This is a genomic window from Bradyrhizobium sp. UFLA03-84, from assembly GCF_002289535.1.
GTDB classification, from domain to species: Bacteria; Pseudomonadota; Alphaproteobacteria; order Rhizobiales; family Xanthobacteraceae; genus Bradyrhizobium; species Bradyrhizobium viridifuturi.
The window spans coordinates 45435-69148 of sequence record NZ_NSJY01000003.1 but is presented as its reverse complement, the minus strand read 5'-3'; the positions used below and the strand labels follow the sequence as shown (position 1 = coordinate 69148).

The 23714-nt window shown below is 65.9% G+C and carries 24 protein-coding genes; 15 read left to right on the top strand and 9 right to left on the bottom strand.

Annotated features, from left to right (window positions below; genetic code table 11):
- The first annotated feature begins 143 nt into the window (after positions 1-143).
- The 6 genes from CK489_RS00400 to CK489_RS00375 all read left to right on the top strand — a co-directional run bounded on the left by CK489_RS00400 (position 144) and on the right by CK489_RS00375 (position 4059).
- Positions 144-578 carry an acyl-CoA thioesterase gene (locus tag CK489_RS00400; protein ID WP_050629764.1) on the top strand — a complete coding sequence of 145 codons (435 nt, stop codon included), beginning with the start codon at positions 144-146 and terminating at the stop codon, positions 576-578.
- 5 nt (positions 579-583) lie between these two features.
- Complete coding sequence (locus tag CK489_RS00395; RefSeq protein WP_050629810.1) at positions 584-1024, top strand: PaaI family thioesterase; 441 nt, start codon at positions 584-586, stop codon at positions 1022-1024.
- Between the two features lie 257 nt (positions 1025-1281).
- Entirely contained in the window at positions 1282-1668 is a 387-nt protein-coding gene (locus CK489_RS00390) for a CidA/LrgA family protein (RefSeq protein ID WP_050629763.1), read from the top strand.
- Positions 1665-2387 carry an LrgB family protein gene (locus CK489_RS00385; protein WP_050629762.1) on the top strand — a complete coding sequence of 241 codons (723 nt, stop codon included), beginning with the start codon at positions 1665-1667 and terminating at the stop codon, positions 2385-2387. The genes CK489_RS00390 and CK489_RS00385 overlap by 4 nt, the downstream gene beginning before the upstream one ends.
- Before the next feature lie 220 nt (positions 2388-2607).
- Positions 2608-3345, top strand: coding sequence for a sulfite exporter TauE/SafE family protein (locus CK489_RS00380; RefSeq protein WP_095731168.1), 738 nt, complete (start codon positions 2608-2610; stop codon positions 3343-3345).
- A 36-nt stretch (positions 3346-3381) separates the two neighbouring features.
- Positions 3382-4059: a DsbA family protein gene (locus CK489_RS00375; RefSeq protein WP_095730898.1), complete on the top strand. Its 678-nt coding sequence runs from the start codon at positions 3382-3384 to the stop codon at positions 4057-4059.
- Here CK489_RS00375 and CK489_RS00370 read toward each other — a convergent pair.
- Positions 4056-4658, bottom strand: a complete 603-nt coding sequence (locus tag CK489_RS00370; RefSeq protein ID WP_095730897.1) for a CGNR zinc finger domain-containing protein — start codon at positions 4656-4658, stop codon at positions 4056-4058. The two genes, CK489_RS00375 and CK489_RS00370, sit on opposite strands and share 4 nt — an antisense overlap.
- A 68-nt stretch (positions 4659-4726) precedes the next feature.
- Here CK489_RS00370 and CK489_RS00365 point away from each other — a divergent pair, with 68 nt between their 5' ends.
- Together CK489_RS00365 and CK489_RS00360 are read left to right on the top strand one after the other, a co-directional pair.
- Positions 4727-5404 (top strand): AzlC family ABC transporter permease, encoded by a 678-nt coding sequence (locus CK489_RS00365; protein ID WP_158226393.1) that lies wholly within the window; start codon positions 4727-4729, stop codon positions 5402-5404.
- A 7-nt stretch (positions 5405-5411) separates the two neighbouring features.
- A complete protein-coding gene (locus CK489_RS00360) occupies positions 5412-5699 on the top strand; it encodes an AzlD domain-containing protein (protein WP_143278059.1) in 288 nt (95 codons plus the stop codon).
- Positions 5700-5709: 10 nt separating this feature from the next.
- Here the strand turns inward: CK489_RS00360 and CK489_RS00355 are convergent, their stop codons facing one another.
- Both CK489_RS00355 and CK489_RS00350 read right to left on the bottom strand, forming a co-directional pair.
- On the bottom strand, positions 5710-5916 hold the full coding sequence (locus tag CK489_RS00355) for a hypothetical protein (RefSeq protein WP_050629757.1): 207 nt from the start codon (positions 5914-5916) through the stop codon (positions 5710-5712).
- Between the two features lie 63 nt (positions 5917-5979).
- Entirely contained in the window at positions 5980-6867 is an 888-nt protein-coding gene (locus CK489_RS00350) for a LysR family transcriptional regulator (protein WP_095730895.1), read from the bottom strand.
- 120 nt (positions 6868-6987) lie between these two features.
- Between CK489_RS00350 and CK489_RS00345 the strand changes: the two genes are divergently transcribed.
- Together CK489_RS00345 and CK489_RS00340 are read left to right on the top strand one after the other, a co-directional pair.
- Positions 6988-7728 (top strand): SDR family oxidoreductase, encoded by a 741-nt coding sequence (locus CK489_RS00345; protein ID WP_095730894.1) that lies wholly within the window; start codon positions 6988-6990, stop codon positions 7726-7728.
- Between the two features lie 49 nt (positions 7729-7777).
- Positions 7778-8677, top strand: a complete 900-nt coding sequence (locus tag CK489_RS00340) for an SDR family oxidoreductase (RefSeq protein WP_095730893.1) — start codon at positions 7778-7780, stop codon at positions 8675-8677.
- A gap of 21 nt (positions 8678-8698) precedes the next feature.
- Here CK489_RS00340 and CK489_RS00335 read toward each other — a convergent pair whose 3' ends face one another.
- From CK489_RS00335 to CK489_RS00325, 3 genes are all read right to left on the bottom strand, one after another.
- Positions 8699-9781: a carboxylesterase family protein gene (locus tag CK489_RS00335; protein ID WP_095730892.1), complete on the bottom strand. Its 1083-nt coding sequence runs from the start codon at positions 9779-9781 to the stop codon at positions 8699-8701.
- Positions 9782-9803: 22 nt separating this feature from the next.
- Positions 9804-10775, bottom strand: coding sequence for a S1C family serine protease (locus tag CK489_RS00330; RefSeq protein WP_050629752.1), 972 nt, complete (start codon positions 10773-10775; stop codon positions 9804-9806).
- Positions 10776-11040: 265 nt separating this feature from the next.
- Positions 11041-12549 (bottom strand): AMP-binding protein, encoded by a 1509-nt coding sequence (locus tag CK489_RS00325; RefSeq protein ID WP_095730891.1) that lies wholly within the window; start codon positions 12547-12549, stop codon positions 11041-11043.
- Positions 12550-12870: 321 nt separating this feature from the next.
- On the opposite strand from CK489_RS00325, the gene CK489_RS00320 reads away from it, so the two are divergent.
- Positions 12871-13191: a PilZ domain-containing protein gene (locus CK489_RS00320; protein ID WP_158226392.1), complete on the top strand. Its 321-nt coding sequence runs from the start codon at positions 12871-12873 to the stop codon at positions 13189-13191.
- A gap of 78 nt (positions 13192-13269) precedes the next feature.
- Here CK489_RS00320 and CK489_RS00315 read toward each other — a convergent pair whose 3' ends face one another.
- Positions 13270-14151, bottom strand: coding sequence for a LysR family transcriptional regulator (locus tag CK489_RS00315; protein WP_095730889.1), 882 nt, complete (start codon positions 14149-14151; stop codon positions 13270-13272).
- Between the two features lie 108 nt (positions 14152-14259).
- On the opposite strand from CK489_RS00315, the gene CK489_RS00310 reads away from it, so the two are divergent.
- A complete protein-coding gene (locus CK489_RS00310; protein WP_050629749.1) occupies positions 14260-15252 on the top strand; it encodes an aldo/keto reductase in 993 nt (330 codons plus the stop codon).
- Between the two features lie 181 nt (positions 15253-15433).
- Here the strand turns inward: CK489_RS00310 and CK489_RS00305 are convergent, their stop codons facing one another.
- Both CK489_RS00305 and CK489_RS00300 read right to left on the bottom strand, forming a co-directional pair.
- Positions 15434-16465, bottom strand: a complete 1032-nt coding sequence (locus CK489_RS00305) for a peptidoglycan -binding protein (protein WP_095730888.1) — start codon at positions 16463-16465, stop codon at positions 15434-15436.
- An 85-nt stretch (positions 16466-16550) separates the two neighbouring features.
- Entirely contained in the window at positions 16551-17543 is a 993-nt protein-coding gene (locus CK489_RS00300; protein WP_050629747.1) for a hypothetical protein, read from the bottom strand.
- Between the two features lie 538 nt (positions 17544-18081).
- On the opposite strand from CK489_RS00300, the gene CK489_RS00295 reads away from it, so the two are divergent.
- From CK489_RS00295 to CK489_RS00285, 3 genes are all read left to right on the top strand, one after another.
- Positions 18082-19287: an efflux RND transporter periplasmic adaptor subunit gene (locus CK489_RS00295; protein ID WP_095730887.1), complete on the top strand. Its 1206-nt coding sequence runs from the start codon at positions 18082-18084 to the stop codon at positions 19285-19287.
- A 6-nt stretch (positions 19288-19293) separates the two neighbouring features.
- Positions 19294-22446, top strand: a complete 3153-nt coding sequence (locus CK489_RS00290) for a multidrug efflux RND transporter permease subunit (RefSeq protein WP_095730886.1) — start codon at positions 19294-19296, stop codon at positions 22444-22446.
- 137 nt (positions 22447-22583) lie between these two features.
- Complete coding sequence (locus CK489_RS00285) at positions 22584-23714, top strand: AAA family ATPase (protein WP_095730885.1); 1131 nt, start codon at positions 22584-22586, stop codon at positions 23712-23714.

The following is a 23714-nucleotide window of genomic DNA, read 5'->3' as shown; positions in this document are numbered from 1 at the left end:
GTCATCGCGCATTAGTCGCTTGTTTGAGCACGATCTTTTCGGAAAACCGCTGCCACTTTTCCGGATCGTGCTTGATACGGTACCGTATTGCTAGCCCGCCTTGCGCTTGATACGCTACCGTATCACAATCGGGGAGGAGCAGGATGGAAGGCGAGGCGACCTATCGCGGCACGGTCTATCCCTGGCACTGCGACCACATCGGCCACATGAATGTCATGTGGTATGTCGGCAAGTTCGACGAGGCGAGCTGGAATATGTTCGCGCGGCTCGGCCTGACCCCCACCTATCTGCGCGAGTCCGGCCGCGGCATGGCCGCCGTGCAGCAGAACATCGCCTACAAGCGCGAGCTGCTCGCCGGCGACCTCGTCGAGGTCAAGAGCCGGCTGGTCGAGTTCCGCGACAAGTCGATCCGCATCCTGCACGAGATGCGCAACGCCGAGACCGGCGAGGTCGCCGCGACCTGCGAGATCGCAGCCGTGCATATCGACCGCGCCGCGCGCAAGGCGGCGCCGTTTGCGCCGGCGATCCGCTACGCGGCGATGCCGCATCTCGTCCCGTCAGAGCCCGCGATCGCATGACCGCGATGCCCCGCTTCGAGCCGAAGAATCCCAACTATCGCGCGGTTGCTGCCGAGACGTTCGCGCGGCAGCGCGCGATGCAGACGCTCGGGATCTCGATCGCACGCATCGAGCCGGGCGAGGTCGATCTCGCGATGGCCTATGCACCCGAGTACAGCCAGCAGAACGGCTTCGTGCATGCCGGTGTCATCACCGCGGGTCTCGACAATGCCTGCGGGATCGCGGCCTTCACGCTGATGCCCGAGGGCTCCGACATCCTCACCGTGGAGTTCAAGACCAATCTGCTGGCGCCGGCGCGTGGCGAGCGGTTCGTGTTCCGCGGCGTTGTGGTCAAGCCCGGCCGTACGCTGACCGTCTGCGACGGCCGCGCCTACGCGGTGCAGGACGGCATCGAGACGCTGGTCGCGACCATGAGCGGCACGCTGATGGCGCTGCAGCGGCGATAGGGGTAGGGGGAACGCACCGTTCCATCCACGTCATTGCGAGCGAAGCGAAGCAATCCATCGTTCCGCAAGGGGAGGAATGGATTGCTTCGTCGCTATCGCTCCTCGCAAATGACGGCCGTGATAGCCTGATAGCCTCTCGGCATTTTGGAGCGGAAAACCGACGTGCCCAGCATTTGCGCACCCATCTAAGATCGGCGCATTGACAAGCCTCCGTCGCGCCGACCTGATAGGCGGATGTTTCGCGTGAGTGCCTTGTCATGATTGCCAGCCTCAGCCTGATCCTGCTTTGTCAGCTCGTCGGTGAGGTTGCCGTGCGCGCGCTCGCCGTGCCGGTGCCGGGTCCGGTGGTTGGCCTCGTGCTCCTGCTGTTGCTGCTTTTGGCGCGCGACCGCTATCCGGTGCTGGCGCGCGGGCCACTCGGCAATGACGGCGTCGAGAGCGCGAGCCGCGGCATGCTCGCCAATCTCTCGCTGCTGTTCATCCCGGCCGGCGTCGGCGTGGTGCAGAAGCTCGATCTGCTCGCCGAGCACGGCATTGCGATCCTGGTGATCCTCGCGGTTTCGGTCATCGTCACGCTGTTGGCGACGGTCGCGACCTTCGTCGCGGCGAGCAGTGTCTTCTCGGGCGAGGACGAGACGCCGTGAGCGACAATCCGTTCTCGCTCTGGGTCTATCTCTCGCAGTCGCCGCTGCTCTGGCTGACGGTGACGCTCGTGACCTATGCCGTGACCGATGCGGTGTCGCTGAAGACGAGGCGGCATCCGCTCGCCAATCCGGTGCTGCATTCGCTGTGGATCATCGGCCTGTTCCTGCTGCTGACCGGGACCTCCTACACCACCTACTTTGCCGGCGCGCAGTTCGTGCACTTCCTGCTCGGGCCGGCGACGGTGGCGCTCGCGGTGCCGCTCTACGAGAACCGCAGGCGGGTCGCAGCGGCGGTGCTGCCGATGCTGGTTGCGCTCGCGGTCGGCTCGCTCACGGCGATCGTCTCGGTGGTGCTGCTGGCGCGGGCCTTCGGCCTGCCGCGCGACATCATCCTGTCGCTGGCGCCGAAATCGGTGACGGCCGGCGTCGCGATGGGCATCAGCGAATCCCTGCATGCCGATCCCTCGCTGACCGCGGTGTCGGTGATCCTCACCGGCATCATGGGGGCGATCATCGTCACGCCGCTCATGAATTTCACCGGGATTGCCGACTTCCGCGGCCGCGGCTTTGCCGCCGGGATCGCCGCCCATGGCATCGGCACTGCGCGCGCTTTCCAGGTCGACGAGGTGGCCGGCGTCTTTGCCGGCATCGCGATGAGCCTGAACGCGCTGGTCACCTCGCTGCTGGTGCCGTTGGCCGTGACCTATCTGTTGCGCTGAGCATGATCCGGAAAAGTGGGGACCGGTTTCCCCTCGCGACAAACCCGGAACGCGGTTGCGCGGAGATCATGCTCAAATACAGAAAAGCCAATTTCAGGACAATTTTGTGCTATAGGTATGGCGCCGGGCAGCAAATCCTTCTAGGATTTCCGCTGCAAACGCGAGTCTGTTCCCCTTGGTCTTCTCCGCAACCCAGAGCGTGCTTGGGCTGGCATCGGGCATGCTGGTCGGTTTTTCGCTGGGCCTGGTCGGTGGCGGCGGGTCGATCCTTGCCGTGCCGCTGATGGTCTATGTGGTCGGGGTGCCCCAGCCGCATGTTGCGATCGGTACCTCGGCGATCGCGGTCGCCGCCAACGCCGCGATCAACCTGTCCAACCACGCCCGCGGCGGCACCGTGATCTGGTCCTGCGCGCTGCTGTTCGCGCTGTCAGGCATGTTCGGCGCTTTCGGCGGCTCGATCCTCGGCAAGATGCTGGACGGGCAGAAGCTGCTGGCGCTGTTCTCGATCGTGATGCTTGTCATCGCGGGCCTGATGCTGAAGACCCGCGCGCGGGTCGGGCTGACCGACGTCAAGATCTCGATGTCAAACATGCCCGCGATCATCGGTCTCGGGCTTGCCACCGGAACCATGTCCGGCTTTTTCGGCATCGGCGGCGGCTTTCTGATCGTGCCGGCCCTGATGCTGGCAACCGGGATGCCGATCATGAACGCGGTCAGTTCCTCGCTGGTGGCCGTCACCGCCTTCGGCGTGACCACGGCCCTGAGCTATGCGTGGTCCGGGCTGGTATCATGGGGCCTGGCGGGGTTATTCATCGCCGGCGGCATCGCGGGCGGCCTGCTGGGCACAAGGAGCGCCCGGCACCTGTCGGAACGCCGCGGTGCCCTCAATATCGTATTTGCGACTGTGATTATCGTGGTGGCGATCTATATGCTGCTGCGTAACATCAATGTGTCCTGAACGTAGGAGGGCGAGGAGCCCTTCCGGAAGCCAGCCATGAAGCATCTGACGAAATCACCCCTCGACAACGCCGGCGCCACCCGCCGCGGCGCGCTCGGCCTCATCGGCGCCGGCATCGCGCTGCTGGCCGCGGGCGGCGCGCGCGCCGAGGACGAGAAGGTCCTGACCGAGGAGCAGGTGCTGCGCGATCCCGAGATTCCGGTGATCGGCAACCCCAAGGGCGACATCACGATCGTCGAATGGTTCGACTACAACTGTCCGTACTGCCGCAAGCTCGCGCCGGAACTCCGCCAGGTGGTGCAGGACGACGGCAAGGTCCGCCTGGTGCTGAAGGACTGGCCGATCCTCGGGCCGGTCTCCAAGGTCGCGGCGCGGATGGCGCTGGCGGCGAAGTACCAGGGCAAGTTCGAGGCCGCGCATGAGGCGATGATCTCGGTCAATTCGCGCATCACCGAGCCGCGCATCGCCGAGTTGCTCGCGGGCGCCGGCCTCGACATGGACCGGCTGAAGAAGGATCTCGACGCCAACGCCAAGGCGATCGACGCGATCCTCGCGCGCAACGACGAGCAGGCGCAGGCGTTCGGCTTCAACGGCACGCCGTCATTCATCGTCGGCAAGTATCGCGTGCCGGGCGTGCTCAGCATGGACCAGTTCGAGCAGGTGATCGCCGACGCCCGCAAGGCCAATATGGGCCGCAAGACCGAGCAGAATTAGCGCGAACCTCTCCGCTTGGCATAGGCGCGCCGGGCGCGCTCGCGATTGCCGCAGACTTCGCTCGAGCACCATCTGCGGGTCCGGTTCGGGCTCTCGTCGACGAAGAACCAGCCGCAGCCGTCAGCCTCGCAGCACCCGATCCGCCTGGCGTCGTCGGACGCCAGCAGCGCGGTCAGCGACCACAGCACGGGCCATAACGGCTCTGTCACGTCGCGCCCCGCGAAGGCGTGGCGATAGGCTCGATCCTGCCGCACGAGGTCGGGTTGCCGGGGCGCCGTCGAAAGCAACTGATTGACGAGGTGAAGATCCGCGCCGCGGCCGCCGCGCAGTGCGTCCGAGATGGTCCAGATGTCGCGGCGCAGATCATAGGCCTGCTGCATCGCAGCCGCGGCCTCGCTGCTTGCCGAACGCGCCTTCAGCTTCCTGGTCGCGGCAAGCGGCAAGGTCCCGCGGCGTTCGCTCCAGGACAACAGCGCCGCATAATCCGGGATCAGCTCCTGCGGATCGTCCGAGGTGCGCCAGTCCAGCGTATTCGCGAAGTCAAGGCAGACGCGTCCACCGAAGAACTGCGTCGCTGCCCGCGCGGGATCTCTTGACATCACGGCCTCTCACAAAGTCTAATCTAATGGTCATGACCATTACAAGTGTCTCGCCACGAGCCTCAACGATGACCGCCGCCGGGTTTAGGCGCGGCCTGGTCGCGGCGCTGCCGTTCCTGCTCAGCAATGGCGCCGCCGGCCTCGTGATGGGACTGACCTACAAGGGGCTCGGGCTGGGGGCAGAGCACGCCATTCTGTTCAGCCTGCTGGTCTACTCCGCCACGGCGCAAGCGATCACGCTGAGCATGTGGGCTCATCCGCTGCCGGTCGTCGCCATGGTCGTCGCCTGCATCGCCACGAATTCGCGATACTTACTGATGGGCGCCCATCTGCGCCAGCTGTTTGGCGGCCTGGCCCCGCGCAAGATGCTGCCGACGCTGTTTCTGCTGGCGGATGCATCCTGGCTGATGACGAGTTCAGACGCCGATCGCGACGGACCCGATGCGGGCTACCTGCTCGGATCGAGCATCCCGATGGCGATCGGCTGGGTCGGCGGCACCGCGCTTGCCTATGCCGCCCCGCTCGCGGCCAACGAACCGCTCAGGCTCGCCGCTGCACTGCTGCCGACGATGTTCATCGCGACCCTGCTGCCCAGCCAGTGGAAGAATGTGAGATCGCTGTGGCCGTGGCTGACCTCGGCCGTCGCAGCGCTGCTCGTGGCCCGGTTCGTGGATCCCAGCTGGTCCATGTTGATCGGAGGCGGGTGCGGCACGCTCGTGAGCATGATGGAGCGAAGCGATGGATGATTTGCGCGTGCTTGGCGTGATCTGCATCCTCGGCATCACATGCTATGCCATGCGTGCCGGCGGCTACGTCCTCGCCGCGTCGATGCGCGACGATGGCATCGCCGCCCGGTTTCTCCGCCTTGCGCCCGGCAATCTATTCATCGCATTCATTGTCGGTGGCTGCCTGTCGGGCGGGCTGGCAGGCCTTGTCGGCACCATGGTCGCGCTCGTGACCATGGCGATCACTGCGCGAGAATGGGCCGCGTTGGGCGCCGGGTTCGGCGCGGCCTTGGCCGCGTCCGCGATCGGATTGTGAACGTCGATCGTTACTTGGACGCGATCTTGTCCCATTGCTCGCGGGTGCGGGTCTTCAGCAGGTTCCAGTCATGCGCGGCAACGTCCCAATTGACGATGGTGCGCGTGTCCTGCGCGACCTCGCCATTGGCCACGCTCGACGTTCGCATCGAATCGGCGACATAGACGCCGCATACCAGCAGCAGCGCGCCCAGAATCATTCCGAAAAACGTCCGCATCACTTTATCCCTCCGGTGTCTGCGAGATAACGTTGGAGGGTTCGCTGTGGTTCCGGCGTTCGATCAACTGCGCACGAACACCCGCATCACATAGTCGATGAACACGCGCACGCGCGGCGAGAGCTGGCGGTTGCGCGGATAGAGCAGGTTGACCGGCACCATTGGCGGCAGCCATCGCTGCAGCACCGCCACCAGCGTGCCGCTGGCGAGATCGGCTTCGGCGTGGAAGCGCGGCACCTGCACGAGGCCGAGGCCGAGCTTGGCGCTCGCCAGATAACTCTCGGGGCCGGTCACCGCCATCGGCGCGGGCAGCGGAAATTGCTTCAGCTCGCCGTCGATCACGAACTCCATCGGCCGCAAGCGTCCCGTCGTCAGCGAGCGGATGCCGATCATGCGATGGCCGTCGAGCGCGAACGGATCGGTCGGCACACCGAAGCGCGCGAAATAGTCCGGCGTGGCGCAGGTCAGCCGCTCCAGCATCGTGACTTGCCGCGCGATCATGTCGCTGTCGGGCAGCTTGCCGAAGCGCAGCACGCAGTCGACGCCTTCGCGGATCAGATCGATGAAGCGGTCGCTCTCGCTCATGTTGATCTCGATATCGGGATATTCCGCAAAGAAGCCCGGCAGGTTCGGCAGCAGGAAGTGTCGCGCCAGCGTGCCCTGCACCTCGAGGCGAAGCAGCCCCTTCGGCCGCGCGCCGCCGAACGCACCCTCGGCGTCCTCGAGATCGGCGATCAGCGAAAGGCAGCGGCGGTAATGCGCCTCGCCGTCGAGCGTCGGGCGCACCGTGCGCGTGGTGCGCTCCAGCAGCCGCACGCCGAGCCGCGCTTCCAGCCCTTTTACCGCGTCCGTCACCGTCGAGCGCGGCAGCCCGAGATCGTCGGCAGCCAGCGAAAAGCTGCGCCGCTCGACCACCCGGGTGAACACACGCATCGCATCGAAGCGATCCATCTATTGTCCGATAATACCGAATAGTGATGCCAAAAGATGCACGATTATCCGGCTAATGCCAAGGCGTAGTGTTCTCCCATCGAGCGCGGCCCCAGCCGCGCAACTGATGGGAGACTGAAAATGACCAACCAAACCAACAAGGTAGCTCTGGTGACGGGCGCCTCGCGCGGGATCGGCGCGGCGGTTGCCGAGCGCCTCGCCAGGGACGGCTTCACCGTCGTCATCAACTATTCCGGCGATGCCAGGCCGGCCCAGGCGGTGGTCGACCGGATCGAGGCCGCCGGCGGCCGGGCGCTGACCGCGAAGGCCGATGTCAGCGACCCCAACGCGGTGCGCGGCATGTTCGACGCGGCGGAAGCGGCGTTCGGCGGCGTCGACGTGCTGGTCAACAATGCCGGCATCATGAAGCTCGGCAGGATCGCCGACAGCGACGATGCGACCTTCGACCAGCAGGTCGCGGTCAATCTGAAGGGCAGCTTCAACACCATGCGCGAGGCGGCGCGCCGGCTGCGCAACGGCGGACGCATCGTCAACTTCTCGACCAGCGTGGTCGGCACCAGGCTCGAGAGCTACGGCATCTATGTCGCGACCAAGTCCGCGATCGAATCCTTGACCGCGATCCTGTCGAAGGAGTTGCGCGGCCGCGGCATCACCGTGAATGCGGTCGCGCCGGGCCCGACCGCGACCGATCTGTTCCTCAACGGCAAGTCGGACGAACTGATCGAGCGCTTCGCCAAGATGGTCCCGCTGGAGCGGCTCGGCACGCCCGACGACATCGCCTCCGCCGTGTCGTTCCTCGCCGGTCCCGACGGCTCCTGGATCAACGGCCAGACCCTGCGCGCCAATGGCGGCCTGGTCTGACGCTTTCAACCCAACACTCGTTCAACTCGTCATCGCAAGGACACGTGTCATGAAACAGGTCATCGTCATCACCGGCGCCTCGAGCGGCTTCGGCCGCCTCACCGCCGACGCGCTCGCCAGGGCCGGCCACACCGTCTATGCCTCGATGCGCCACACCACCGGCCGCAACGCCGCGGCCGTTGCGGATATCGAAGAGTTCGCGAGGGATAACAACGTCGACCTGCGCTCGCTCGAGCTCGATGTCGGCTCGCAGGCTTCGGTCGACAAGGCCATCGCGCAGATTGTTGCAGAAGAAGGTCGCCTCGACGTCGTCATGCACAATGCCGGACACATGGTGTTCGGCCCGGCCGAAGCCTTCACGCCGGAGCAGCTCGCCGAGCTCTATGATGTCAACGTGCTCTCGACCCAGCGCGTCAACCGCGCGGCGCTGCCGCAGCTGCGCAAGCAGGGCAGGGGACTTGTGGTCTGGGTGTCGAGCAGCTCTTCGGCCGGCGGCACGCCGCCCTATCTCGCGCCGTACTTCGCGGCGAAGGCCGGCATGGATGCGATGGCGGTGATCTATGCCCGCGAGCTCGCGCGCTGGGGCATCGAGACCTCGATCATCGTGCCCGGCGCCTTCACCGGCGGCACCAACCACTTCGCGCATTCCGGCCGTCCTGCCGACGAGGCGCGGGTTGCCGAATACGAAGCCGGTCCCTATGCCGGCTTTGGCGAGGAGATCATGAAGGCGTTCGCGGCGATCGTGCCCGAGGATGCCGATGCGTCGCTGGTCGCGGACGCGATCGTCGAGGTCGTCGACACGCCGTTCGGCAAGCGGCCGTTCCGCGTCCACGTCGATCCGACCCAGGACGGTGCCGAGGTCGCCTTCGGCGTGATCGACCGCGTCCGCAACGAGATGCTGCACCGGGTCGGCTTTTCAGACCTGCTCAAGCCGCGGATGAACGAGTAAGGCAAAGCGGCCGGCGGCGCATCATACGCCGTCGGCACGCTCGCCGTTCAGCCACCGCAAGATCTCCGAGTTGATTTCGCGCGGATAGGTGTGGCTGAGATCGTCGATCTCGCGATAGGTCACCCTGGCGCCTGCGGCCGACAGCAGGCCCTGGGTCTGCCGCGCGGTCTGCACCGGGAACATCCAGTCGAGCCGGCCATGGGTGATGAAGATCGGCAAGCCGCGCAGCCGATCCGCATCGGCCATTTCCGCCATCAGCGGATGGAAGGTCGCCGCGACCGGCGCCAGATGCGTGAAGCGCGACGCGCCGTCGAGCCCGGTGACATAGCTGAAGGTGCCGCCGTCGCTCATGCCGGTCAGCAGCATCCGTGTCGCGTCGATATTCCAGCGCGCGTGCACCTGGTCGAGAATGCGATTGAGGTTCGGCGTGTCGGTGTCCTCGCCCATCAGCGCCCAGGTCTGGCCGGTCGCGGTCGGCGCCACCAGGATGGCGCCGCGGCTGCGCGCGTCACGCAGCCAGCTCCACAGGAAGCCGCGGCCGTTGCCGCTGCCGCCATGCAGCGCCATCACCAGCGGCCAGGCGCGATCCGGCGTGTAGTATTCCGGCACGTACATCGAGAAGCCGCCGCGGCTGCCCGGTTCGTTGTGCTCATGAAAGATGCCGGTGTCGTCGTTCGGCGTTGCCGCGAGCTTTGCCTGCAGCCCAGGGTCCTCGCGCAGGTCGGGCGCGATGAAGAAGCCGCTGACCGGCGGCAGCTCGGTCAGGGGATAGAGCGCCTCCTGTGCGCGCGGCAGATAGCGCAGCGCGCGGAATACGCCGACGAGGTCGCCTTCGCCGTTCTGCACCGCGCGCAGTCCCGCATAGCCGGCCAGCGCCGCGTCGATCGCCGCCTCCAGCGCGGTCTTGATGTGCGCGAATTTCTCCGGCCAACCGGCCAGCCGCGGCCGCACCGCCTGCAACGCTTTCTCGGGCTCGCCCGCGATCTGCATCACGCGATCGAAGTCCGGCGGGTTGAGGTTGCGCGCGACAAAGGACAGCGATTCCAGCGTCTGCAACAGCGGCGGCAGCACGGCCACGATATCGTCAACCACGGCCTCGCTCATCGCCGCTGCCTCTCGTTCTGTATCAATGCAGTTGCGGCGCCTTCAACAGCTTCATGCGGTCGATCGAGGTCAGTGTCACATCGAAGGTGACGCCCTCGTGATAGACGGTCAGCGGCACGTCGACGCCGGCGGTACCGAGTGACCAGAGCTTGCGGTAGAAGCCGGTCTGGCTCGTCACCTTGTCGCCGGCGACCGCCAGGATCACGTCGCCGGTCTTCAGCTCGGCGCGCGCCGCCGGCCCCTTGCTGGCGACGCCGACCACCACGAGGCGGTTGTCGATCTCGGTCGTGTACATGCCGAGCCACGGCCGCGCCGGCCTGTCGACGCGGCCGAACTTGCGCAGGTCGTTCAGCACCGGCTTGAGCAGATCGATCGGCACGATCATGTTGACATGCTCGGCGCGGCCCGAGCGTTCGCGCTCGAGCTGCAGCGAGCCGATGCCGATCAGCTCGCCGGCATTGTTGATCAGTCCGGTGCCGCCCCAGTTTGGATGCGCCGGATAGGTGAAGATCGCCTCGTCGAGCAGATATTCCCAATAGCCGGCGAATTCCTGCTTCGCCGCGATCTGGCTTGCGACCGAGCGCGTGCGGCCGCCGGCGCCACCGAGCACGACATTGTCGCCGACCTGCGTTGCCGCCGACGAGCCGATCCGCAGCGGATCGATGTCGAGCCTGCCCAGCGCCTGCACCAGGCCAAAGCCGGATTCGAAATCGAAGCCGAGCGCGTGCCCCTCGACCGCGCGGCCGTCGCCGAGATGCAGCCACACCGTGGCGGCTTCGGTGATCAGATAGCCGATCGTCAGCACCAGCCCGTCGTCGATCAGCACGCCGTTGCCGGTGCGTTCGGTGCCGAGCGTCTCGGCGCTGAACGCATCGGGCGGAATGATCGAATGCAGCCCGACCACGCTCATCAGTGCACGATCGAGGTCATAGCGGTAATCTTCGGGGCGAGGCTGAAAGGCCGCTGGCACTTTCGGTTCGGTCGTGGAAGGCATCCGGGATCTCCTGGCGTGCAGGGCGCTGGAACCCCAAGCTAATCCGAGGTTCTGCCGGCAGGGAAGATGAAATGATATACCCTGCGCGGCGGCCTGCACAGCTCATCTGGCGTGCAGACCTGCCCCTCGCAAGATAGATGAATCTATTCGCTTCTGGAGCGCGCCGAGATCTGTCGTCGCGCCTTAGCTTCTTGTTTGGGCATGATCTCCGCGCAAATCCGTTCCGGGTTTGTCGCGAGGGAGAACCGCCTTGCGCTATTCCGGATCATGCCTTCGCGCGCGCCGGCATGATGCGGAAGGCGCGGTTGTCCTTGATCCACCCGGCGCGCTCGTCGCGCAGCATGGTGCGGCGGACCTTTCCGGAATCATCACGCGGCGCGGTGCCGACGCGCTCAAAGCTTTCCGGATGCTTGTAGCGGCTGAGCCGGTCCTTGAGGAAATCACCCATGCCGTCGGCGATCTCCTGCGCGTCGGTGTCGTCGGCGAGCTCGAGGATCGCATGCACGCGTTGGCCGAATTCCGGATCGGGCAATCCGACCACGACGCAGGAGCGCACCTTGGGATGTTCGCTGACCGCGGCCTCGACCTCGGCCGGATAGATGTTGGCGCCGCCGCGCAGCACCATATCGGCGAGCCGGTCGCCGAGATAGAGATAGCCCTCTTCATCCAGACGTCCGATATCGCCGAGCGATTCCCAGCCGTCCGGCCGCCGTTTCGGCGTGGCGCCGAGATAGTGATAAGTCGAGCCCGCGCCGTCATTGGGCAGGAAGTAGATCTCGCCGGTTTGGCCGGGCGCGACGTCGTTGCCGTCCTCGCCGATGATGCGTAAGCGCGCGGTCTCGCCAATCTTGCCGACCGAGCCCTTGTGGGCCATCCATTCGACGCCCGAGATCACGCAGGCGCCCTGCCGTTCGGTGCCGCCATAGAGCTCCCAGACCCGCTCCGGCCCGAGCCATTCGATCCACTTCTCCTTCAGCCAGGGCGGCATTGGCGCCGCCATGTGAAACACGATCTGCAGGCTCGAGACATCGTAGCGGTTGCGCACCTCCTCGGGCAGCGCCCAGATCCGGTGCATCATCGTCGGCACGAAGTTGACCCATTGCACCCGTTCGCGCTCGATCAGCCGCAGCGTCTCCTCGGCGTCGAACTTTACCATGCCGGTCAGCTTGCCGCCGCCGAACAGCGCGGAGTGCGACAGGATGAACGGCGCGTTGTGATAGAGCGGGCCCGGGTTGAGTAGCGAGGCCTGATGCGGAATCCCCAGCATCAGCGGCGTCGTGGTCTCGATCACCGCGGGGTTGTGATCGAGGATCACCTTCGGCCGTCCGGTCGAGCCGCCGCTGGTCATCGCCTTCCAGTAGCGCGCAATCGGCGCATCGAGCGGCTCCTCGGAAAATCCCTCCGGCACGAAATTCACCGGCAGCGAATTCGGTGCGTTCCAGTCGGCCTCGCCGCCGACCACCAGCGACGGCTTCAGGATCTCGAGCACCGCGGCGGCCTCGCCGCGCGGCAGCCGCCATGACAGCGAGGTCGGCGTCGCGCCGCATTTCCACACCGCGAACGTGGTCTCGAAGAATGCGTTGCTGTTGGGCAGCCCGATCGCGACGAAGTCGCCGGGCTTGACGCCCTTGGCGGCGAAGGCCCGCGCCCGCGCATTGGCGCGGCGCTCGAGCTCTAGCCAGGTCAGCGCATCCGCACCGTGGCTGACGGCGATCGCATCCGTGGGCTTGCGTTCGGCATACCAGCGCGGCACGTCGGCTAAGGGAATCAGCATGGGTCGTTTCCGTCGGAGAGGGGCGGTTGAAGCGCTCTTGTTGCAGGGATGTGGCCGAAGCCACCGCCGTCACTTCACCAACAGTGCGGTCGCGGTGTCAAGGTCCGAAGCGCCAATATGGGCGGTATCCCGCTGAGGGAATTGCAGAATCCCCGTTTGCTAAAAGCCCCGTCAAGATTCCGGTAAAGTTCAAGCGATCGCGCTAAGCCGGACTTTACGGGGGAACGGCATTGTGGCCCGTGCGGTTATGTGCCGGGCGCGTCGATCGACCTGCGCGGTCTTGCAAGTTTTCAATGACCAATGTCTTCAAGGACGACGACGATGGCGAGCAATGGAGCACGGATCAAGGTCAGTCGCGAGCCGCGGCGCCAGCTCAACAACCGTGCGGCCTGGATCACGGTCGACGATGGTGTGACCGAGAACGCCTGCGCCGTGGTCGACATCTCGCCCGGCGGCGCCAAGATCACCACCGAGGTCGAGTTCGACGTCAAGGATCGCCTCGCGCTGACGCTGCTCGCCGACCATGCCAAGCGCTACCCCTGCGAAGTAGTCTGGCGCCGTGGCAAGACCTACGGGCTCAAATTCGTGACCGTGGAGGCGGAGCCGGACGCACCGGCCGCGGAGCCGGTCGGCGCGGTCTAGAACATGGTCCTCTGAACCGAACGGCGGACAGGCGGCTATCGCAAGCGCACTTCGTCTTGGCCGCGTTGCCGTTCGCGATCAGCCGCGATAACGCAGCGCATCGACCAGCAGTGCGAAGGCCGGAGCGGATTGCCGCCGGCTCGGATAATAAAGGTGATAGCCGGGAAACGGCGCGCACCAGTCGTCGAGCACCTGGATCAGCTGCCCCTTGGCGAGTTGCGTGCGCACCTGGTCCTCGGCGACGTAGGCAAGCAGCGCCGCCTTGATCCGCAATGTGGTGCTGTTGAACACCAATTGTCCGTCGACGCGGACCTTGAGCGGGCGGCCACGCCGCTCGAATTCCCAGGCATAGATGCCGCCATGGGTCGGCAGGCGGATATTGATGCAGGCATGCTGGGTCAGGTCCTGCGGCCGTTTCGGGCGCTCCCGCCGCTTGAAGTAGGAGGGAGCACCGACCACGACCATGCGGAAATCGGGACCGATCCGCACCGCGATCATGTCCTTTGCAAGCTGCTCGCCGAGCCGGACCCCGGCATCGAAGCGCTCCGCGACAATGTTCGCTAGGCCGTTGTCGACGGTGATCTCCACCTTGATGTCGGGATAGCGCGGCAGGAACTCGGCCAGCGCCGGCCACAGGATCGTCTCGGCGGCGTGCTCGCCGGCGTTGATGCGGATGGTGCCGGCGGGCTTCTCGCGCAGCGCGCTGAGTGCGGTGAGCTCGGCCTCGATCTCCTCGAAGCGCGGGCCGATGCCCTGCAGCAGCCGTTCGCCGGCTTCGGTCGGCGCGACGCTGCGGGTGGTGCGGGTCAAGAGCCGCACGCCGAGCCGCTCCTCCAGCGCGCGCATGGTGTGGCTGAGCGCCGATTGCGAGACGCCGAGCTGCGCCGCGGCGCGGGTGAAGCTGCGCTCGCGCGCGACGGCGAGGAAGGCGATCAGGTCGTTGACGTCAGGCCGCGGCATTCATGAACCCTGCTCATAAGTTCATCCCGATTTCTACGTCTAATGGCCTGCCGACGCACGTCCTAAATCCCGCTGCGACGAATCCAGTCATCGATGCGGAGAGACATCATGCAGACGCGCAAACTCGGCAACAGTAACCTCGAAGTCTCGGCGATCGGCCTTGGCTGCATGGGGTTGAGCTTCGCCTACGGTCCGGCGGTGGAGAAGCCCGCAGGCATCGCCATGCTCCGCGCCGCCGTCGAGCGCGGCGTCACTTTCTTCGACACCGCCGAGGTCTACGGCCCCTTCGTCAACGAGGAACTGGTCGGCGAGGCGCTGGCGCCGGTCCGGAGCGAGGTCGTGATCGCGACCAAATTCGGCTTCGACATCGGAACCATGGCCGAGCGGCACCGCTCGCTGAACAGCCGGCCCGAGCACATCAAGGCGGTCGCGGACGCCTCGCTGAAGCGCCTCAACATCGAGGTGATCGACCTGTTCTATCAGCACCGTGTCGATCCCGACGTGCCGATCGAGGACGTGGCCGGCGCCGTGAAGGACCTGATTGCCGCCGGCAAGGTCCGGCATTTCGGCTTGTCGGAGGCCGGCGTGCAGACCATCCGGCGCGCCCATGCCGTGCAGAAGGTGACAGCCTTGCAGAGCGAATATTCGCTGTGGGAGCGCGGGGTGGAAGCGGAGATCCTGCCGCTGCTGGAAGAACTCGGCATCGGCTTCGTGCCGTACAGCCCGCTCGGCCGCGGCTTCCTCACCGGTGCGATCAGCGCCAGCACGACATTCGCGAACGACGATTTCCGCAACCTCGTGCCGCGCTTCACGCCGGAGGCCCGACGCGCCAATCAGGCGCTGGTCGATCAGCTCGGCCGGATCGCCGCCGGCAAGGGGGCGACGGCGGCCCAGATCGCGTTGGCCTGGCTGCTCGCGCAAAAGCCCTGGATCGTGCCGATCCCGGGCACCACCAAGCTCAATCGGCTCGAGGAGAACATCGGCGCGGCGCGCGTCGAGCTGAGCTCCGCCGATCTTGCCGAGATCGGCAAGGCGGTCGCCGCGGTCGAGGTGCAGGGCGCGCGCTATCCGGAACAGTTGCTGGGGTTGGTCGGGCGCTGAGGAAGTCGAGCCGCACACTCGGTGTCGTCCCGGGCTTGACCCGGGACCCATAACCACTGATGGCAATTGTCGCGCGATGCTGGGGCCGCGATCCCGTTCATCACCGAATGCGGTGGTCATGGGTCCTGGCTGTCGCCAGGACGACGGATGGTTAGAGCCGGAGCGGCTGACCGCTTCTGCCCTACCTCTCCGTCAGCTTCAGCTCGATGCGGCGGTTGCGCTTGTAGGCGTCTTCGGTCTGCGCGGTGTCGAGCGGCTGGAATTCGGCGAAGCCGGCGGCGACCAGGCGCTGCGCCGGCACACCGAGCGAGATCAGGTATTGCACCACCGAGATCGCGCGTGCGGAGGACAATTCCCAATTCGACTTGAACAGCGGGCTGTTGGTGATCGGCCGCACGTCGGTGTGGCCGTCGACGCGCAGCACCCAGGCGATCTCGGCCGGGATCTGCTTGTCGAGGTCGATCAGCGCATTCGCCACCGTATCGAGCTCAGTCTTGCCTTCCGGCAGCAGCGTCGCCTGGCCGGTGTCGAAGAACACTTCGGACTGGAATACGAAGCGGTCGCCGACGATGCGGATATCAGGGCGGTTGCCGAGGATTGCGCGCAGCCGGCCGAAGAATTCCGAGCGGTATTTCGACAGCTCCTGCACCCGCTGCGCCAGCGCGACGTTGAGGCGCTGGCCGAGATCGGCGATCCGGTTCTGCGATTCCTTGTCGCGCTTCTCGGAGGCGTCGAGCGCCTCCTCGAGCGCGGCGAGCTGGCGGCGCAGCGCACTGATCTGCTGGTTCAGCACCTCGATCTGCGCCAGCGCGCGCGACGACACGCTCTTCTCGGACTCCAGCGCCTTGTTGAGCTCGTTGGCGCGGCCCTGCGCGTCGTTGCCGGAATTGGCGAGCCCCTCATAGAGTCCCTTCATCCGGTCGCGCTCGCCCTCGGCGGAGGCGAGGCCGGCGCGCAGCTGCGCGACCTGGTCGTCGAGCGTCAGCTTGGAGAGCTTCTCCAGCGACAACAGGTCGTTGAGCTGGGCGATCTTGGCGGTGAGCTGCTCCAGCGCCTTGTCCTTGCCGGTCACTTCCTGCGACAGGAAGAACTGCACGACGAGGAACACCGACAGCAGGAACACGATCGACAGCACCAGCGTCGACAGCGCGTCGACAAAGCCGGGCCAGTAGTTGAAGCCGGATTCGCTACGGCGCGAGCGGGCGAGGGCCATCAAACAATCTCCTCTCTCGTGTCCCGGGCGCGGCGCGGCATGCAACGCCGCTCAGCAGAGCCGAGACCCAAATTCTCTGCCCCTCTCAGCTCTTCTCGGGCTGACGGGCGAGGCGTTCGAGCAGCCGCTTGATCTCGCGGTTCTGCTCGCCCTGGCCGTCGGCCCATTCGCGGATCATCTGCTGCTCGGTGCGCATATGCGCAACCAGCCCCTGGATCGCCTCGGCCAGATTGGCCATCGCCGCGGTGGTGTTGCGGCCGCCCGTGCCGCCGCCACCTTCCTCGAGCGTGGCACGCAGCCGGTCGATCGCGCCCTGCATGTCGGCGCCGCCGACGCCGTCGCCGGAAATGCCGCGCACGGTGGTGGCGAGCCAGTCCTCGAGGTCGGTGTAGAAGCGGTTCTGGGCCTGGCTCGATTGCAGGTCGAGGAAGCCGAGGATCAGCGAGCCGGCGAGGCCGAACAGCGAGGACGAGAACGAGATGCCCATGCCGCCGAGCGGGGCGGCAAGGCCCTCCTTCAGCGTATCGAACAGCGCGCCGGCATCGCCGCCGACCTTGAGCCCGTCGATCACCTTGCCGACCGAGCCTACCGTCTCGATCAGGCCCCAGAAGGTGCCGAGCAGGCCGAGGAACACCAAAAGGCCGGTCATGTAACGCGAGATGTCGCGGGCCTCATCCAGGCGGGTTGCGATCGAATCGAGCAGATGCCGCATGGTCTGCTGCGTGATCGACATCCGTCCGGTGCGCTCGCCGCCGAGAATGGCAGCCATCGGAGCAAGCAGCGTCGGCCGGCGCTCGATCGCAAGGCCGGGATCGGCGATGCGGAAATTGTTGACCCAGGCCACTTCAGGATAAAGCCGGATCACCTGGCGGAACGCCAGGATGACGCCGATCAAGAGCACCGCGCCGATCAGGGCGTTGAGCCCGGGATTGGCGAAGAAGGCGGTGACGATCTGCTTGTACAGCACCACCCCGACCAGGCCGCAGAGCACCAGGAACACCAGCATCCGCACCAGGAAGATCCTGGGCGAGGACAGCTTGCTCAGTTCGATCTCCATTTCGGAGCGGGAAGGGGGCATTGCCGGATCATCCGTTCGCGAAGGCCGCATCTGTGAGCAATATGGCACAGCGGCGGAGTGAGGAAAGCCGAATCCAGGGGCTGGCGGTAGAACCTGGGGTTGATACGGAGTGGACTGTTGCCGCTTTGTGCAGCTTTCCGGGGCGCCGGCGCATGAGGGGTGTGCAGAAAGCGCCAGTCCCACGCGCGGATCGCGAGACGCACGCCGGTTGCGTCGCTTGGTGGTGGGCGCGGCGGTCGGCGATTCGCGCGCCGCGCATTACGAGTTTGCAACCTGCGGCATTGTGCGCAGGCAAACGGCCACTTTCCCGCTCGCGCAGTCCTTAACGCATTCCCACAGCCTGCGATGGAACCCGCTCACAATCCGGTGAGTCGTCAAAACATGCCGCGAAATCAGAGCGATAGGATTGTGTGACATTGAGCCGCCCGAGAAACGCATTGCGTCGCAGCAAGCAGGATTTATTTTCAGCGGGCAGAGCGGTGCCGCTGTGGCGCCGCCATTTGTTTATCCTAACCAACCCACAGGGGCGATCATCTCAATGTCTGGACTTCGCGCGCAATCGGCATGCATTGCTCTGATGCTGGCCGTGACGGCGCCACTGCTTGCTGGCTGCGACGAGCCGAATTCTGCAACCGCCGCCGTGCAAGCACCCGAGCCGGACGTCAGCGTGGTCACCGTGAAGCCGCAGGCGCGCGCGATGGTGCGCGAGCTGCCGGGCCGCATCGCCCCGACCCGCGTTTCCGAGGTGCGCCCGCGCGTCTCGGGCATCGTCGTCAACCGCATGTTCCATCAGGGCAGCGAGGTGAAGGTCGGCGATCCCCTGTACCAGATCGATCCGCGCCCGTTCGAGGTCGAATTGCAGTCGACCGAGGCGGCGCTGGCGCGCGCCAAGGCCGTGCTCGAGCAGACCTCGCTGCAGGCCCGCCGCATCGCGACCCTCACCAACCAGCGCGCGACCTCGGAGGCCGAGAACGAGAAGGCGATTGCCAACCTGAAGCAGGCCGAAGCCGACGTGCAGGGCCGCGAGGCCGACGTCGCGCGTGCCAAGCTCAACCTGGACTACGCGACGATCCGTGCGCCGATCGACGGCACCATCGGTGCTGCCGTCATCAGCGAAGGCGCGCTCGTCGTGCAGAACGACGCCGCGAGCCTTGCGACCATCCAGCAGCTCGATCCGATCTACGCCGACTTCCAGCAGTCGGTGACCGAGATGAACCAGCTCCGCCGCGCCTTCGAGAGCGGCGATCTGGACCGCATCGCGCCTGACGCGATGAAGGTACGCCTCGTGCTCGACGACGGCTCGATCTATCCGCTGCCGGGCAAGCTGCTGTTTTCCGACGCCAAGGTCGACGCCTATACCGGGCAGGTGACCCTGCGCGGCGAATTCCCCAACCCGCATCGCATCCTGCTGCCGGGCATGTATGTCCGCGTGCTGATCGAGCAGGGCATCGACTCGGACGCGATCGCCGTGCCGCAGCAGGCGATCCAGCGCAATGGCGGCGGCGGCAGCGAGGTGTTCGTCGTCAAGGACGATAATCACGTCGCGGTGCAGCCGGTGCGCACCGGCTCGCTGCAGGGCGGCCACTGGTTCGTGAGCGAAGGCCTCAAGGCCGGCGACAAGGTCGTGGTCGAGGGCTTCCAGAAATTCGCCGCCGGCGACAAGGTCCGGCCGCTGGCCTGGCGCGAGGTCGATGCTGCTGCAGCACAATCGGATTCGCAGCAGACCGCCCACGCGAAGCAGTGATCCGACATGCCTAGCTTCTTCATCGACAGGCCGATCTTCGCCTGGGTCGTCGCGCTGTTCATCTGTCTGGTCGGCGCGATCTCGATTCCGCTGCTCGCGGTCGCGCAGTACCCGATCATCGCGCCGCCTTCGATCTCGATCTCGACGAGCTATCCCGGCGCGTCGCCCGAGAACCTGTACAACAGCGTGACGCGGCTGATCGAGGAGGAGCTCAACGGCGCCGCGAACATCCTGAACTTCGAATCGACCTCCGATTCGCTCGGCCAGGTCGAGATCATCGCGAACTTCAAGCCGGGCACCGACACCAGCCAGGCTTCGGTCGAGGTGCAGAACCGCCTCAAGCGCGTCGAGGCGCGGCTGCCGCGCGCCGTGATCCAGCAGGGCATCCTGGTCGAGGAAGCCTCCTCGGCCGTGCTGCAGATCATCACGCTGAACTCGACTGACGGCTCGCTGGACGAAGTGGGCCTCGGCGACTTCATGATCCGCAACGTGCTGGGCGAGGTGCGCCGCATCCCCGGCGTCGGCCGCGCCACGCTCTATTCGACCGAGCGTTCGCTCCGCATCTGGATCGATCCAGCGAAGCTGGTCGGCTACGGCCTGTCTGCCGACGACGTCAACAAGGCGATCACGGCGCAGAATGCCCAGGTCGCCTCCGGCAGCATCGGCGCCGAGCCGAGCACCGATACGCAGAAGATTTCCGCGCAGGTGCTGGTCAAGGGCCAGCTCTCCTCGCCCGACGAGTTCGGCGCGATCATCCTGCGTGCCAATGCCGACGGATCAACGGTGCGGCTGCGCGACGTCGCGCGGATCGAGGTCGGCGGCCTCAGCTACCAGTTCAACACCCGCCTGAACGGCAAGCCGACCGCCGGCCTCTCGGTGCTGCTGTCGCCGAAGGGCAACGCGCTGGCGACCGCGAGCGCGGTCGAGGCCAAGATGAAGGAGCTGTCGCGCTTCTTCCCGGCCAACATCTCCTATGAGATTCCCTACAACATCACGCCGGTGGTGAAGGCTTCGATCGAGAAGGTCCTGATGACCCTGGTCGAGGCGGTGGTGCTGGTGTTCATCGTGATGTTCCTGTTCCTGCAGAACATCCGCTACACCATCATTCCGACCATCGTGGTGCCGGTGGCGCTGCTCGGCACCTGCGCCACGCTGATGGCCGTGGGCTACTCGATCAACATGCTGACCATGTTCGGCATGGTGCTGGCGGTCGGCATCCTGGTCGACGACGCCATCGTCGTGGTCGAGAACGTCGAGCGCATCATGGCCGAAGAGGGCCTGCCGCCGAAGGAAGCCACCCGAAAAGCAATGTCGCAGATCACCGGCGCCATCATCGGCATCACGCTGGTGCTGATGGCGGTGTTCGTGCCGATGGCATTCTTCCCCGGCTCGGTCGGCATCATCTACCGCCAGTTCTCGGTCACGATGGTGGCGGCGATCGCGTTCTCGGCGCTGCTCGCGCTGTCGCTGACGCCGGCGCTGTGCGCGACCTTGCTCAAGCCGGTCGAGAAGGGCCACGGCCATGCCCGCAAGGGCGTGTTCGGCTGGTTCAACCGCGTGCTCGACAACAGTCGCGCCGGCTACACGCGCACGGTGCAGGGCTCGCTGAAGCGCACCGGCCGGCTGATGCTGATCTATCTCGTGCTGTTCGCAGGCGTCGCCTACGGCTTCGTGCGGCTGCCCGGCGGCTTCCTCCCGGTCGACGACCAGGGCTTCATCACGACCGACGTGCAGACGCCGTCGGAATCGTCCTATGCGCGCACGGAAGGTGCGGTCGAGCAGGTCGAGAAGTACCTGAAGGATCGCGCCGGCATCGAGAACGTCACCTTCCTCACCGGCTTCAGCTTCCTGGGCCAGGGCATGAACACGGCGCAGGCCTTCATCACGCTGAAGGACTGGTCGGAGCGCGGCCCGAAGGATTCGGCCGCCGCGATCGTTGCCGACATCAACCGCGACCTGTCGTCGATCCGCGACGCCAGGATCTCGGCGCTGCAGCCGCCGCCGATCGACAATCTCGGCAACTCGTCGGGCTTCTCGTTCCGCCTGCAGGACCGCGGCCAGAAGGGCTATGCGGCGCTGATCGCCGCAAGCGACCGCCTGGTCGCGGAGGCCAACGCCAGCCCGATCCTGCAGAAGGTCTATGTCGAAGGCCTGCCGCCGGCGCCGCAGGTCAACCTGATGATCGACCGCGAGAAGGCCGGTGCGTTCGGCCTCACCTTCGAGGACATCAACAACACGATCTCGACCAACCTCGGCTCGAACTACATCAACGACTTTCCGAACCGCGGGCGCATGCAGCGCGTCATCGTGCAGGCCGACAAGACCAGCCGCATGAATGCGGACGACATCCTCAACTACAACGTCAAGAACAGTCGCGGCCAGCTGGTGCCGTTCTCGGCCTTCGCCACCATCGAATGGACGAAGGGGCCGACGCAGATCGCGGGCTTCAACTACTATCCGGCAGTGCGCATCTCCGGCGAGGCGAAGCCGGGCTTCACCTCGGGCGACGCGATCGCGGAGATGGAGCGGCTTGCCAACAAGCTGCCGCGCGGCTTCGGTTATGAATGGACCGGCCAGTCGCTGCAGGAGAAGCTGTCGGGCTCGCAGGCGCCGTTCCTGCTCGCGCTGTCGGTGCTGGTGGTGTTCCTGCTGCTCGCCGCGCTCTATGAGAGCTGGACCATTCCGCTCGCGGTGCTGCTCACCATTCCGCTCGGCATTTTCGGCGCCGTGGTGGCTGCGACGCTGCGCGGGCTGTCCAACGACGTCTATTTCACCGTCGGCCTGATCACCATCATCGGTCTTGCGGCGAAGGATGCGATCCTGATCATCGAGTTCGCCAAGGACCTGCGCGCGCAGGGCAAGCCGCTGGTCGAGGCGACCATCGAGGCGTGCAGTCTCAGATTCCGCCCGATCCTGATGACCGGCCTTGCCTTCGTCTGCGGCGTGCTGCCGATGGCGATCGCGACCGGCGCCGGCGGCGCCAGCCAGCAAGCGCTCGGCACCAGCGTGATGGGCGGCATGATCGCCGTCGTCATCCTCGCGCTGCTCTTGGTGCCGGTGTTCTTCGTCAGCGTGCAGCGCGTGCTGGCCGGTGACCGGGAGAAGGTCGAGAAGCCGGAAGTCTACGGTCCGCCCGCGCCGGCAACGGGCGGCCACTGACATCGAGGCCGGTCCTGATTGAATCAGGGCCGGCTTGCTTTCGGGGCATCGCCAATCCAGACTGCATCTCTGGATTGAACGGATTGTCCTTGGCACGGTGACGGAATGCGCAGGCATCGGCCGATCGAGAGCAGGTGATGCGCCCGACCGACATCGAGATCGCGAATTATCGTTCCATTCGCCGGCTCTTCATGCCCATCCACCCGCTGTCGGTGTTCGTCGGCGAGAACGGCGTCGGCAAATCCAATCTCTACAAGTCGATGTCACTGTTGCGCGACGCGGCGGCGGGCCGGATCACCCACACCATCGCCGACGAGGGCGGATTGAATTCGGTCTCCTGGTCCGGCAGGCGCAAGCGGGGCGACGATCCCCGGCTGCGGCTGGCTGCACGATTCGACGACATCAAATATTCGATCGAGCTCGGATATCCCGGCCCGGCTGAGGCGGCGTTTGCCGGCGAGCCGATGATCAGGTCCGAGCGGATCGAGATGATCCGCGGCAAGCGCAAAGTCCTGATGGTGGAGAGGACGAACGCGCTGGTCAGCATCCGCAACGAGAGCGGCGTCTGGGAAAGCCACAAGGAGGCGCTGTTGCCGTCCGAAACCGTGCTGGCCGGCTTCTTTGACGGCAAGAACTCCCCCGAGATCGACCAGATCAGAAACGCGATGCTGGGCTGGCGGTTCTATCACGACTTCCGGACCGATCAGGCGTCGCCGATCCGAAAGCCCTGCCTCGCGGTCACGACGCCGTCGCTGAGTGCCGACGGCAGCGATCTGGCCGCGACGCTCGCGACGCTCTACTCCATCCGGCAGGATGCCGCCGAGCTGCAGGCCGCGATCGAGGATGCATTCCCGGGCGCGGAGCTCCGCGCATGGGTCCAAAACGGCCAGTGCGAGTTCGATCTGCAGCTTGCGGATATGCCGCGCCCGTTCAAGGCCCACGAATTATCCGACGGCACGCTGAAATATATCTGCCTGCTCGCCGTGTTCATGGGCTACCGGCTGCCGCCGTTCATCGTGCTCAACGAGCCGGAGGCGAGCCTGCATCCATCGCTGCTGGCGCCGTTGGCGCGGCTGATCGCCAAGGCCTCGCGCCGCGCCGATATCTGGATCGTCACCCACTCGGACCATTTGATGGAGGCGTTGCGTAGCGAGAGTTCGGTCCCGCTGCGCCGGGTGGTCAAGGTGAAGGGCGCCACCGCCATCGAAGGCCTGAGCATCGGCGGCGAATTTCGCGACGGCGATGACGATGATGACGACGACGAATAG